Source organism: Gordonia sputi NBRC 100414 (assembly GCF_000248055.1).
Taxonomy (GTDB): domain Bacteria; phylum Actinomycetota; class Actinomycetes; order Mycobacteriales; family Mycobacteriaceae; genus Gordonia; species Gordonia sputi.
In genome coordinates this window covers 36,867-48,937 of the sequence record NZ_BAFC01000116.1, presented here as the reverse complement: position 1 = coordinate 48,937, position 12,071 = coordinate 36,867, and the positions used below count along the sequence as shown (strand labels likewise).

13 protein-coding genes are annotated in these 12,071 nt (G+C 62.8%); 6 read left to right on the top strand and 7 right to left on the bottom strand.

Features of this window, described 5'->3' with window-relative positions:
- Positions 1 to 2 precede the first annotated feature (2 nt).
- The gene (locus tag GOSPT_RS22885; RefSeq protein WP_005208073.1) at positions 3 to 437 is read left to right on the top strand and encodes an HNH endonuclease; all 435 of its coding nucleotides are present in this window, start codon (positions 3 to 5) and stop codon (positions 435 to 437) included.
- A 95-nt stretch (positions 438 to 532) separates the two neighbouring features.
- On the opposite strand, the gene GOSPT_RS18870 is transcribed toward GOSPT_RS22885, so the two are convergent.
- Positions 533 to 811, bottom strand: a complete 279-nt coding sequence (locus GOSPT_RS18870; protein WP_005208072.1) for a hypothetical protein — start codon at positions 809 to 811, stop codon at positions 533 to 535.
- 368 nt (positions 812 to 1,179) lie between these two features.
- On the opposite strand from GOSPT_RS18870, the gene GOSPT_RS22880 reads away from it, so the two are divergent.
- Positions 1,180 to 2,097: a hypothetical protein gene (locus GOSPT_RS22880; RefSeq protein WP_005208071.1), complete on the top strand. Its 918-nt coding sequence runs from the start codon at positions 1,180 to 1,182 to the stop codon at positions 2,095 to 2,097.
- 71 nt (positions 2,098 to 2,168) lie between these two features.
- On the opposite strand, the gene GOSPT_RS24685 is transcribed toward GOSPT_RS22880, so the two are convergent.
- Complete coding sequence (locus tag GOSPT_RS24685) at positions 2,169 to 2,825, bottom strand: DUF5677 domain-containing protein (RefSeq protein ID WP_373278573.1); 657 nt, start codon at positions 2,823 to 2,825, stop codon at positions 2,169 to 2,171.
- Between the two features lie 320 nt (positions 2,826 to 3,145).
- Here GOSPT_RS24685 and GOSPT_RS18855 point away from each other — a divergent pair, with 320 nt between their 5' ends.
- Together GOSPT_RS18855 and GOSPT_RS18850 are read left to right on the top strand one after the other, a co-directional pair.
- Positions 3,146 to 3,547 carry a hypothetical protein gene (locus tag GOSPT_RS18855; protein WP_005208069.1) on the top strand — a complete coding sequence of 134 codons (402 nt, stop codon included), beginning with the start codon at positions 3,146 to 3,148 and terminating at the stop codon, positions 3,545 to 3,547.
- 584 nt (positions 3,548 to 4,131) lie between these two features.
- Entirely contained in the window at positions 4,132 to 5,313 is a 1,182-nt protein-coding gene (locus tag GOSPT_RS18850) for a Fic family protein (protein ID WP_005208068.1), read from the top strand.
- A gap of 388 nt (positions 5,314 to 5,701) precedes the next feature.
- Here GOSPT_RS18850 and GOSPT_RS18845 read toward each other — a convergent pair whose 3' ends face one another.
- A complete protein-coding gene (locus GOSPT_RS18845) occupies positions 5,702 to 6,778 on the bottom strand; it encodes a D-alanine--D-alanine ligase family protein (protein WP_005208067.1) in 1,077 nt (358 codons plus the stop codon).
- An 85-nt stretch (positions 6,779 to 6,863) separates the two neighbouring features.
- On the opposite strand from GOSPT_RS18845, the gene GOSPT_RS18840 reads away from it, so the two are divergent.
- The gene (locus GOSPT_RS18840) at positions 6,864 to 8,174 is read left to right on the top strand and encodes a UDP-N-acetylmuramoyl-tripeptide--D-alanyl-D-alanine ligase (RefSeq protein ID WP_039856685.1); all 1,311 of its coding nucleotides are present in this window, start codon (positions 6,864 to 6,866) and stop codon (positions 8,172 to 8,174) included.
- Between the two features lies 1 nt (position 8,175).
- Here the strand turns inward: GOSPT_RS18840 and GOSPT_RS18835 are convergent, their stop codons facing one another.
- Both GOSPT_RS18835 and GOSPT_RS18830 read right to left on the bottom strand, forming a co-directional pair.
- Entirely contained in the window at positions 8,176 to 8,973 is a 798-nt protein-coding gene (locus GOSPT_RS18835; RefSeq protein WP_005208064.1) for a MerR family transcriptional regulator, read from the bottom strand.
- Positions 8,974 to 9,024: 51 nt separating this feature from the next.
- Positions 9,025 to 9,477: a hypothetical protein gene (locus tag GOSPT_RS18830; RefSeq protein ID WP_039856684.1), complete on the bottom strand. Its 453-nt coding sequence runs from the start codon at positions 9,475 to 9,477 to the stop codon at positions 9,025 to 9,027.
- 136 nt (positions 9,478 to 9,613) lie between these two features.
- Between GOSPT_RS18830 and tgt the strand changes: the two genes are divergently transcribed.
- Positions 9,614 to 10,867 carry a tRNA guanosine(34) transglycosylase Tgt gene (gene tgt / locus GOSPT_RS18825; RefSeq protein ID WP_039856704.1) on the top strand — a complete coding sequence of 418 codons (1,254 nt, stop codon included), beginning with the start codon at positions 9,614 to 9,616 and terminating at the stop codon, positions 10,865 to 10,867.
- Here tgt and GOSPT_RS18820 read toward each other — a convergent pair.
- Both GOSPT_RS18820 and GOSPT_RS23685 read right to left on the bottom strand, forming a co-directional pair.
- Positions 10,843 to 11,760, bottom strand: coding sequence for a hypothetical protein (locus GOSPT_RS18820; RefSeq protein WP_005208061.1), 918 nt, complete (start codon positions 11,758 to 11,760; stop codon positions 10,843 to 10,845). The genes tgt and GOSPT_RS18820 overlap by 25 nt on opposite strands.
- 67 nt (positions 11,761 to 11,827) lie before the next feature.
- The gene (locus tag GOSPT_RS23685; RefSeq protein ID WP_005208060.1) at positions 11,828 to 12,031 is read right to left on the bottom strand and encodes a hypothetical protein; all 204 of its coding nucleotides are present in this window, start codon (positions 12,029 to 12,031) and stop codon (positions 11,828 to 11,830) included.
- Positions 12,032 to 12,071: the final 40 nt, after the last annotated feature.

Below are 12,071 nucleotides of genomic sequence, written 5' to 3'. Positions count from 1 at the left end.
CCGTGCCGAACACCGCCCAGACCGAATGGTCACGACAAGCAAGCAAACGACGACGCATCCGAGACCGATTCATCAACCGGGCCCGCCGAGACGGACTCGACTGCGCATTCTGCAGCCAACCCATCAACCCCGACGCACCACATCTCGACCCCGGCGAACTCACCATCGACCACATCGTGCCCCTCAGCCAAGGCGGCGCACCCTTCGAGCTCTCCAATCTGGCCGCAGCTCACCGCCACTGCAACCGCCAGGCCGGCGACAAACGACCGACCCGGACGTACAGCCACGAGCCCGACAGCGCACTGCCCAAAGGCTCGTGGCAACTCCACCCCGACGGCAGCATCCCCACCGAAGACCGTCCACTCACCGACGATCACGGCAGCACCTACTACGAGAACGGCGGCCGCGTCTACGAGACCAACCGTCGGTGGTGGTAGACGTGGTGGGGCAGGGACCCCCTCACCCCCAGGTCAGGCCACCCCAGGGCATATGGCTGTTCTCCCCCCGCCTTTTTTCCGCGGGCGGATCTAAGTCAATGGTGGGGGTCGTCTGGCCACGCTCGCGGTTCTAGCTCGTATCTGCCGTCCTTGCCGATCCACCTCGTGATCCGGTGCTGGCGCCGAAACGCCACGATCTCGTCGTACAGTGACTCGATCTTCGCCGTTGCCTGCCCGGACGACAGGTCTAGAGCCTCGTCGAACAGTGGTTGGTACTCGGGTAGGTCTTCGTCGATACCCTTCGCAAACTGGTGCAGTTTGGCCAGCTCGCGCTGTCGGTTCGCAATGAATTTCGCTTGTCCGGGGGACGCCATGGCAGAAGGCTAGCTTGAATCCCACCGGGGGGAGGGGGTGTCCGGGGGGAGAGAAGCCATATGCCTTGAGGTGGCTGACCCTCCTGGCAGGGGGTCACCCTCCCAGGGGCATCTGCGTCCCTGAACCCAGACGTCAGAGCGCATCCTGGCCCCCTGAGGGCTCTGTGTGTGAAAGCGGCGCTATGCCCTGAGGGCGCCGTGGGTGGTGGGAGTGGGGGCATGCGGCCTGGGGCTGTCACAGGGCTCGGTAATAATCCTCACATGGAGATCTTCGTGCAGCCTCTGCGCCCCTACGCGCCAAGCGTCACAACTTTGAGCAGACTGTCGAGTCTCCGATTAACTTCGAGTCCGCGCCGTTTCGAGAGGCGTTGACTGAAGGTGAACGGGCGTCACGCCTCTCGCTCAATCCGTCAGGGAACTCGCGGTTCTTTGGCTATGCCAAGGACACTGTGCACCCCGAGCGAGGGGATCTCATCTTGTTCCAAGGCGACGGAACGCTCTACTTCGTCGGCCGGGTGGGGACTGTGTTCGAGAACCAGGAGTTCGCGAATCTCATTTGGTACCAAGGCAATACTTACGACAAAGTCTATTCTCTGCAAGATGCTCGTGACCTGCGAGGAACGGCTGAGGAAGTGTCAACCGAATCAGTGTGGTCTGACGTCTACGGGTTGGACCAGTACGGCAATCCGCATGCGTTCCGCGGATTCACCAGAGTGAGCAACGAGCTGGTCTTCGACAGGCTCGTTGAGAGGTTCGGCTGGTATCTCGACGGGGCTGCGACCACTAGCGCAGAGTCTGAAACTGGGGGCAAGAAGACTTCTGGTGCTGTACTCGTCCCTCCAGAGTCGAACGTCGCGGAATCGTTCGAGGTGGACGCAGTCGTTTCGGAACCTCAGGAGCGCCGTCGGCGGGAAGCTGCCCTGCAGCAGCGTTACTGCGACTTCCTGCGCGATGCCGCGCATACGGTCATGCGGCACCGGATTCCGCGAGATGAAGGCTCGGATCTTGCAACGGATCTGTTCGATGTCACCGCAGACGAGTTGATTGAGGTCAAGGCAAGCACTGACCGCAACACACTGAGGTTGGCGCTGGGGCAGGTGCTCGACTATCACCGGTATGTCAACAGCGAGCGCAAGGCCGTGCTTCTGCCTTCGAAACCCGAACGAGACATGATGGATCTCTTCAAATCCTTCGAGGTCAGAGTGAATAGCTGGCTCCCGTTGGGCATAGCCGTTCGGACCGGCTACGGGTCTGGGAATTTCAGGGCAGCGGGTTTGGTGTCCTAGATCTTGATGGCTCCCGCAAAAATGCTGGTTACGTCGTGCATGACGATCCGGCGACGAGCAGCGTTTCGTCGTCAGTTGGCATGCAGGCGGCACCAAGCTTGGTCAGAGAGTTTCAGCCAAGGTTCGACACTAAGTGCGCGTCCGTACGCCTGTATCTCAGACCGAGTGCGTCGAGCTTTGTCACAGGTGCTTGCTGCCGCAATGGCCCAGAGGACCGAGAGTGCCAGCAGATGTAGCCACCCGCTGAAGTCGACCCGCGCGTGGCGACGAAGCAGTATTGCGTCAGGCGCACTGCTTGACCTGTCCATGTACAGGTCAACGCATTCAACCGACGGGTGAGCATACTGGCTTACCAGCCGGAAGTAGGTGTAAGCATCAATGGGCATCTGGAGGTCTTCACACATTTCGTTGAACTTGCGGGCTTGTGTCGTGGACGTTGTAGGAAGGCTGTTGAGAACTCGATTTCTCTCCACGTCACCGGCCGCGTCTCGAAAGTCGGCGCTGCTGGACTCACTCAGCCCTTTTACGAGATTTGTTGTGAGCCGGGAATGCTCGTTCACCCAAGCCTCAATGGCGTCAGGCACATGGACAAGCCATTGCGCTGTGATCGCCCCTTCAAAGGCCGCTCTGACCAGAGGCATCGCCACAAGGCCACTTGAATGACTGCTGCTTGAGGTCAAGTCCCTTGCGGCCTCTGCCAGATCGACAGTGTGTGAGGCGAGTCCGATGAGGCAGGGAACGATCGCTTCCTGACCGGATGATCGCGGCCTTTGTAGGTTGTCTGATCGTTCAAGGAATCGCTCTCAGGTGTCACTCATTCGATCTAGCGTCTCGGCAAGGCGACGTTGATCGTCAGTCACATCAGTCATTGAGGCTGCGCCTTTCATAGTTCAGGTATGCCTCGATTGAGTGTTCCAAATGGAACGCCTGCCGACCTAAGCGTTACTGAGGTCACCGGCTGCTTGTCAGAGGCCGCTTCGTCGTCTGATCGGTCGAAGATCGGATTGTCTGTGCAGTTTCTGGCGCTGCTGCGCTCTATCGTCGAGTGATGAAGGACATCCAGGTTGATGCCGATGGGAACTTCCGCTGCTGGAGCTGTGGTGGTCGAAACTTTTCGGAGAAGCGGACTCGTCGGGCGAAGATCATCGGGTTGACTGCGGGTGTCGCGACGGTCGGTGTTGCTGGCGCTGCGGCCCCGTTGGTTGCGAAGAAGCGGCTCTACTGCCAAGGGTGCGGTGAGTACAGCAAGATGGGCAATGCTCAGCCGTATGCGGCGCCGGCCTCGCGGGTGAAGCCTGCGGCTCCGGTTGATCAGTCGATCGCTGATCGAGCTGAGCGTCTTGCTTGGCAGCGCTCGCAGCCTGTTCGGCATCGTCCGTCAACGGAGGCGTCGAAGATGGAGGGCAAGTTCCTCGAGGTGAAGAAGCCAATACGCAAAGTGCAGGACTGAACCCTGTGCCCCTGCGTTCATTAGACTTCGTGGTCGACGAAGTGATTGGTCGGGAGTTCATCACTCGTAGAACGCTGATGGAGAATCTGCGCCCTGGCCGCAAGTACGCAGGTTGTGCGCGCAAGGTTGGCAACCGTTGGGTGTTCACCGATGACGATATTGCCCGCCTCCTGGAACGTATGCGGTATGGGTTGATGGAGGAAGCGCTGTGTGCTGTGGAGTCACCCTTGGCGCCACTCTTGGCGTCAGGGATGTCCCCACGGTCGCCTCGGGTTCTGAAACGTTAGGGAAAGATGGCGCCGCTGCGGGATCTCGCTCATGCGAGAACGCCCCGTCGAGCATCACCCCTCCGGTCTGCCGCCCGGATCGCGAACCCTCCGCAAGATCGAGGCCGTTGGGTGAGAGGGAGTGTGTCTCAGGTCACTTGACGTCAGCAATGTTGTCGCATCGTGCCTAGTCGTGGGTATAGTCACACAAGTGTTAGTTATAGCTTTTCCCGATATGCTATAACCCTATCAGGGTCTTGTAGACGAGGCTATAACAAGTCCCTGCCTCGTTAAACGAATGCGACTGAAGGTATAACGGTGCAGCTTGAAGACTTCCGGGACTCGCCAGTAGGGCGCCTGACGCCCATCTCGGGTCACGACGCTTACTTGGGCAAGGACTACCGGCACTACGCATACGTCCCTGATCCCCTCCCTGCGGAGGTCGGTCTTAGCTTGAAGGCCCATAAGCTCGCTGATGAGGCAAGCATGTCTGTTGGTCGCCTCGACTTCGCTGTCAAGCGTCTGCCGAATCCAGCTCTGCTGGTACGTCCTGCGCTCCGTCGTGAAGCTCAAAGTACATCCGCACTGGAAGGCACATACGCCACCCTGGAAGAGGTGCTAGAGGCAGACCTCGTGGACGAGCAAAATCGTCGAGCAGAGGTTCGAGAAGTCATGAACTATGTACGCGCAGCAGAGGAAGCCCTGAGGCTGATAAAGATCAAACCCATCTGCCTCAACGTCATCGCACCGCTCCAGGCGGTTCTAGTTCAAGGAACAAGGGGAGACAACTGGGACAGGGGGAAGCTGCGCGAAACGAATGTCTACATCGGCGAGCGAACCAAGGGGATAGAGTCCTCACGGTTTGTTCCACCCCCAAGCGGGGATGAGTTGGTAGCAGGCATTTCCGAGTGGGAGAAGTGGATTCATCGGGACGACGACTACCCGCTCCTGGTCAAAATCGCCATGGCTCACTATCAGTTCGAAACGCTCCATCCGTTTTCAGATGGCAACGGTCGGCTGGGGCGCCTGATCGTCACACTTCAGTTGGTAACGGCTGGCGCCTTGACCTACCCAGTGCTCAACCTCTCTCCGTGGCTGGAAGAGCGCAAGGACCGATACATGGACCTTCTCTTGGGCATCAGTAAGACTGGCGACTTTGATTCGTGGGTGAAATTCTTCTGTGAGGCGGTACATCACCAAGCAGAAGATGGGGTCCAGCGAATCGAGGAGCTACTTGAGTTCCAAATCGACCTCAAGGAACGACTAGCAACCGCCAAGGCTCGTGGTGTTGTCAACAACATCGCGGACAGTCTGCTTGGATATCCGATCATTACGATTCCCCAGGCGGCCGAGCTGCACGATGTTACGTACCCTCCGGCGAAGAAGGCGATCTTGATGCTCGTGGACCTGGGGATTCTCCGCGAGATGCAGCCGCTTTATCCCGGGGATGCTAAGCGGTACAGGTGCGATCACGTAATGCGGGTACTCAACCGACAGTAATCTGCCTGCCCGCGTGCGCAGCGATCGTTCCTACCCATGGTGCCCACATTCTGCCCACACTTGTCCATGAAATCGACTGATCTGATGTGATGTCAGATGACCTCAAACCGCAGGTGAGAGGGCATATCGGCACCGGGCCAGGAGGTCCGATTAGGGTTCAAATCCCTCCGCCACCGCCAGAAACACCCCCTCATCTACGCAGATGAGGGGGTGTTTCGCTGTCTGGGGGTTAGTTGGCTCTCCCGTTTTCAGTCATTTCTGAAGGGTCCCGACGAGCCGACCTGGGCTTTTGCCGCCGGGCATCTCTGAAATTGACTGAAAACGGGAGCGGCCCGGAACGTCTTCGGACGGAGCACGTCCACCTGCCGTGCCAGGCGGGGCGACGGCGTCAGTGCTCCGTCGAGAACCCCGCGCGCCGACGGTGCGCTTCCAGCGCAAGCGTGACGAGGCGGTCGATCAGGTCGGGGTAGGCGATGCCGGTGGCGCCCCACAGCTTCGGGTACATCGAGCCGGGGGTGAATCCGGGGATCGTGTTGACCTCGTTGAGCAGCCAGCCGCGGCCCGGCTCCTCGTAGAAGAAGTCGACGCGCGCCATGCCCGCGCACCGCATCGCGAGGAATGTCTTCGCCGCGAGCTCGCGGACCTCGCGTACCGCCTCATCGCTCAGCGGTGCCGGGATCACCAGCTGGGCTGCGCCGGTGATGTATTTGTCCTCGTAGTCGTAGAACTCGCTCCCGGAGATGATCTCGCCTGGCACCGACGTCTCGGGGTTCTCGTTGCCGAGCACCGCAATCTCGACCTCGCGCCCGGACACGAACTCCTCGATCACCACGACGTCGTCGTAGCGCAGTGCCAGGTTGATCGCGTCGTCGAGTTCGGTTGCGTTGTGCGCCTTGGTGATTCCCACCGACGACCCGAGGTTGGCCGGCTTGACGAACAGCGGCAGGCCCAGCTCCTCGATGGCGCGGAACGCGACGGTGCGCGGGTCGTCGACGCCGTCGCGGTATTCGATCCACCGGCACTGCGGGATTCCCGCCTGCGCGGCGATGACCTTGGCCATGCCCTTGTCCATACACGCTGCGGAGCTGAGCACACCGGCGCCGACGTAGGGCAGCTTGAACAGCTCGAGCATTCCCTGGATCGTGCCGTCCTCGCCGTGCGGGCCGTGCAGCAGCGGCAGCACAACGGTGATCGCTCCGTCGGAATCGGCCTGTAGCTCGCGCAGCGGGTCGACGACGGTGCCCGCGATGTCGAGTGCATCGGGCAGCGGTGTCTTGTCGGCCAGTGAGGCGATCACCTTGTCGTTGCGGACCCAGGTCCCGTTCTTCGCGATACCGATCGGGACGACGCTGTACTTGGCCGGATCGGCTGCTGCCAGCACGTGCGCCGCGGTCACGCGCGACACATCGTGCTCGGCGGACACGCCGCCGTAGAGAACAACCAGGCGAAGCAGGGGAGTCGACATGGGTCACACGATACGTCGACGCCTCGCCGCGCTCTCCCCGGCGTGCGGGGCGTTTTGCTCCTTCCTCTAGCGTTGAGTCGTGCACATGCAGGCAAATGAGGTGGCGGACGCGGTTGGCGGTCAACTCGTCGGAAACGACGTGACGGTCGACGGCGCGACGATCGACTCGCGCGCGGTGCGGTCCGGACAGCTGTTTGTCCCGGTCGTCGCTGCTCGCGACGGACACGACTTCATCGAGGGCGCGGTGTCGGCGGGAGCGGGCGCCTACCTCACCTCGACCGGCCCTGTCGAGGGCGTCGAGGCCCCGGCCATCACCGTCGTCGACACCGCGCTCGCACTCGCCGACCTCGGCCGCGCAGCGCGGCGTCGACTTCCCGAACGGGTGGTTGGGATCACCGGGTCGGTGGGCAAGACGTCGACCAAGGATCTGCTGGCCGGACTGCTCTCCACGACGTTCCGCACGGCCGCGAGCGAGAAGTCGTTCAACAACGAACTCGGCCTACCGCTCACCCTGTTCAACGCCCCCGACGACACCGAGGCCGCGGTCGTCGAGATGGGTGCGCGCGGGGTCGGGCATATCGAGTTGCTGTGTTCGATCGCCCACCCGACCGTCGGCATCATCACCCGGGTCGAGGGCGTGCACCTCGAACTCTTCGGCAGCATCGAGGCCGTCGCGCGTGCGAAAGGTGAACTGGTCGAGGCACTTCCGGCCGACGGCATCGCCGTGCTCAACGCCGACCACGAGCGCGTCGCGGCAATGGCATCCCGCACGTCCGCGCAGGTGCTGACCTACGGCCTCACCCCCTCGGCAGACGTCGTGGCCACCGACATCGTCGTCGACGATCAGCTCCGTGCATCGTTCCGCCTGCACACGCCGTGGGGCAGCACGCAGGTGTCGCTCGCGGCGCGCGGCGAGCATCAGGTGTCCAACGCGCTCGCCGCCGCGGCGGCAGCGGGCGGGCTCGGCGTACCCGTCGAGTCGATGCCCGCCGGGTTCCTCGACGCCGCGCTGTCGGGTCTGCGCATGGAGCTCTCCACCACGGCCGACGGCGTCGTCGTGCTCAACGACGCCTACAACGCCAACCCGACGTCGATGTCGGCCGCGCTGCGCTCCCTGGCGGCCCTCGATGCTCGACGACGCTTCGCCGTGCTGGGAACGATGGCAGAACTCGGACACGATTCAGCCGCCGAGCACGAGGCGATCGCGACCCAGGCCGACTCACTCGGCGTCACGGTGATCGCCGTCGACGAGCCCAGCTACGGCTCGACGGCCACCCACGTCGCCGACATCGACGCCGCCGTCGCAGCACTCGACGGACTCGAGCGCGGCGACGCGGTCCTGGTCAAGGGCAGCCGCGTCGCAGCGCTCGAGCGGGTCGCCGAAAAGCTGGGCTGACTCACTTCCCGTCTGTGTCCTTACCTTCTGCGTTGGCGCGGATCACGTCGCGCAGGAACACCGCGAGGCCGGGCGCGACGGCGTCGTAGTGCTTGGCGAATCGCGGATCGGCGACGTACATGTCGCCGAGACAGACCTGCATCTCGTAGCCGCAGTCGTAGAACTTCTCGATGCTCGCCCGATGTTGCTCGGCGAGATCGTTTGCCTCGGCAGAACTCGGTTCGACGCCGCGCCGCAACGCGTCGGCGAGTCGTGCCTCGAAGGCGTCGGCGTCGGCTTTGATCTGGCGCCAGTCGTCCTTGCTGAACTGGGCCGTTCGCTGCTGGCTCTGCTTCCACTCGTCGGTGTCACCCCAGCGCTGCTGCGCCTCGGCTGAGTACTCCTCGGGTAGCCACTCGTCGCCGAAGATCTCGCTCTGCTCGGCGGCCGACAACTGAATTCCTGACTTCTTCGCGTCCATCATGTCCTCCACTGCTGCGACCATCCGGTGCAAGCGAGCGATCCGCTCATTGAGCAGATCGCGCTGGGTGGTCAAGTGGCCCAGCGCATCTGCGTGCGGATCGTCGAGCAGGGTCGCGATCTGCTCGAGCGGAAAGCCCAACTCCCGGTAGGTCAGCACCTGGTGGAGGCGCTCGACGTCGGCGTCGTCGTACACGCGGTATCCCGCGGGTGTTCGGCCCGTCGGGATGACCACACCGATCTGGTCGTAATGGTGCAGCGTCCGCACACTGACGCCGACGAGGCCAGCGACCGCACCGACGGTGAGGTCGCCCGACGACGGGGCATTTCCTTCGCTCACACCGATGACCTTGCTGCCTGACGTCGCGTGAGGGTCAAGTCGGCGAATGCACTACGGCGCGAAGCCAACTCTGTCCGAGCCCTTCTCGCACGCCGCGAGCAGGCCGTGTCCGGTGGCCGGGGCGCACGACCAGCCGTCGACATCCTGCGGCTCACCACTCGAGATCTTCGGTCCGTACGACTTCGCCAGTGTCATGGCGTCGGCACAACTCACGTCGCCGGCCAGAATCTGTACGGTCAGCGCGCCGTCGGGCCCGGAGATCTGGTCGCACGACTTGGTGCCCGCGGCGGTCTCGGGCGGTACCGAGGTGGTCGGTGTTCCCGGTCGGGGGCCGCCGACCACGGCGGGGCTCGTCGAATCGCTCACCTGCGTCGTCGCAGAGCTCGACGTGTCTGATTGCTGGTCGGAGCCACAGCCGGTCAGCGCCAGGGACGTGGCCGCGAGGGCTCCGCAGCAGGCCAGCACGATCCGGGTGGGTACCTTGAGGTTCGTTCCGCGCGTCATGGACTCACCGTAGCGAATCGACGCTTCGGGTCCGCGGACCTCGTCGGGAGCTGGTTTGAGCTCAGGGCGCTCGACCTGCGAAGATCGGTCGGTGACCCCGCCCGACATCGACGCTCCCGACACCAACCCGACCGGTCTGCACCTGCATCCCGAACATTCGTACGCGGTGGGCACGCGGCTCGACGGTTCGCTCGGCCGCACAGGGGTCATCACGACGCCGCACGGCGAGATCCACACACCCGCCTTCGTTCCGGTCGGAACCAAGGCGACGGTCAAGACGGTCCTGCCCGAGGCGGTCGCCGCGCTCGGCGCGCAGGCCGTGCTCGCCAACGCCTATCACCTGTATCTGCAGCCGGGACCCGAGATCGTCGACGCCGCGGGCGGCCTCGGCGCCTTCATGAACTGGTCGGGTCCGACCTACACCGACAGCGGCGGGTTTCAGGTCATGTCGCTCGGCACGGGTTTCAAGAAGGTCATCTCGATGGACGTGACCGGCGAGCAGGACGACGAGAAGATTGCCGAAGGGCGCGAACGACTTTCCCGTGTCGACGACGACGGCGTCACCTTCAAATCGCATCTCGACGGGTCGTCGCATCGGTTCACGCCCGAGCTGTCGATGCAGATCCAGCACCAACTCGGCGCCGACATCATCTTCGCGTTCGACGAGCTGACCACGCTGATGAACACCCGTGGCTACCAGGAGAATTCGCTCGAACGCACCCGGCAGTGGGCGATTCGCTGTCTGGCAGAACACAATCGGCTTTCCGTCGAGCGTGGACATCGACCCCAGCAGTCGCTGTGGGGAGTCCTGCAGGGCGCGCAGTACGAGGATCTACGACGCAAAGCTGCCCGTGACCTGACCGAGCTCTCGCGTCGCGACCAGGATTCCGGTGGAAAGGGCTTCGGCGGCTTCGGAATCGGCGGCGCCCTGGAGAAGGCCAACCTCGGCACGATCGTCGGCTGGGTGAATTCCGAACTGCCAGAAGACAAGCCGAAACATCTGTTGGGTATCAGCGAGCCCGACGACATCTTCACCGCGATCGAGAACGGCGCAGACACCTTCGACTGCGTCTCGCCGACCCGCGTCGCGCGCAATGGCGCCATCTACTCGCTCGACGGCCGCTACAACATCACCAACGCGCGATACCGCACCGACTTCCGCTCACTTGATCCCGAGATCACCAACTACACCTCGCAGTACTCGCGCGCCTACCTGCATCACCTGTTCAAGGCGAAGGAAGGACTCGGTGCGACGCTGGCAACACTGCACAACGTCGCCTTCGTCGTGCAGATGGTCGACGGCGCGCGCAGAGCCATCGAGTCCGGCGACTACTACGCCTACCGCGAAGAGTTCCTCGGCCGGTACTACGCGGGCAATCGCAACGACTGAGCCACGCAATGGCCGGGTGATCGGGCCGTTTGCGACTCGAGAACCGTGTGTTCCGGCGTGATGCGTTCCCAGAAGACTGCGCCGACGCAGGCGATGACCACCCATCCGACGCCGATCACCCCGCACCACAGGATCAGCGTCATGGCCACCCCGATCGGCCCGAACCCGTTCCAGCCGGAAAGCAGCGCCGGAAATGCTACTCGCGAGGCGAGTGGCAGGACGACACCATCGACCGCGACCCCGGCCAAGCCGGCCAGAAGAAGATAGCGCAGACCTCGACCGCCGTCGCGGACCAAGAGCGGTGGGGTCAGTGACCAGAAGATCCACACCGGTATCAGCCCGACGACGAACATCAGCGCGTGTGTGGTCGAGGTGGCGCCGACGGTGTAGGTCAGCCATTCTCGCGTAGCCAGCATCACGAGGTACAGCAGGAACCAGATGGCGCCGCGGAGGAGACGTTGGCCGAGCCCGAACTGTTCCCGACGCCACGCCTTTCCGAAGATGGCGGCGATGGTGATCGACATGGGGATTCCCCAGACTAGGAAGCCCGCAACGCCGAATATGGTCCAGCTCGATCGCAATCCTGCGGAGTTGCCGAAGGCCTCGCGTACCTGGTCGTCGAGCGGGTGGTGGAGCCCGGTTTCCCGGATGAACACCGTTCCCGGGCTCGCGTTGGAGGCGAACCCGGAAAAGTATCCGAATCCGAGGATGATCAACGGAATCACCGTGGTGAACAGCTCGACTGACACGAGAGTGCCCGCGGTGCCGCCGTCGATCTCGGTGAACCGATCAGCGATCGCGGTCGTGATCCGACCCGACCGGGCCTCATGCAGTCGACGACGACGCTCCGCGAATCGACTCTCCGGATCGATACGCTCGCGCTGTTCACTCATTGGTGCATATCGAAATCACTCCGAACGCAGTCGCTACTTCTCGTTGGTCGCTACTACTCGTTGGTCGCTACTTCTTATCGTCGAGCTTTGTCTTCTCGTCGGCGGCCAGCCGGGCGATCACTGCTGCTCGCGACACCGGGTCGAGCGCGCCGATGGCGTTCTCGACCTCGGCAGTGGTCGCATCAACTGTGCGTCGCTTGCTGTTGAAAACTACCGCGGCGACCACGAGTGCGATACCCACAGCAGCGATGACAATTCGATTCGGACTCATGATGTCCTTCTTGGATTCGCTGGGATGCCTTCAGAGTTGA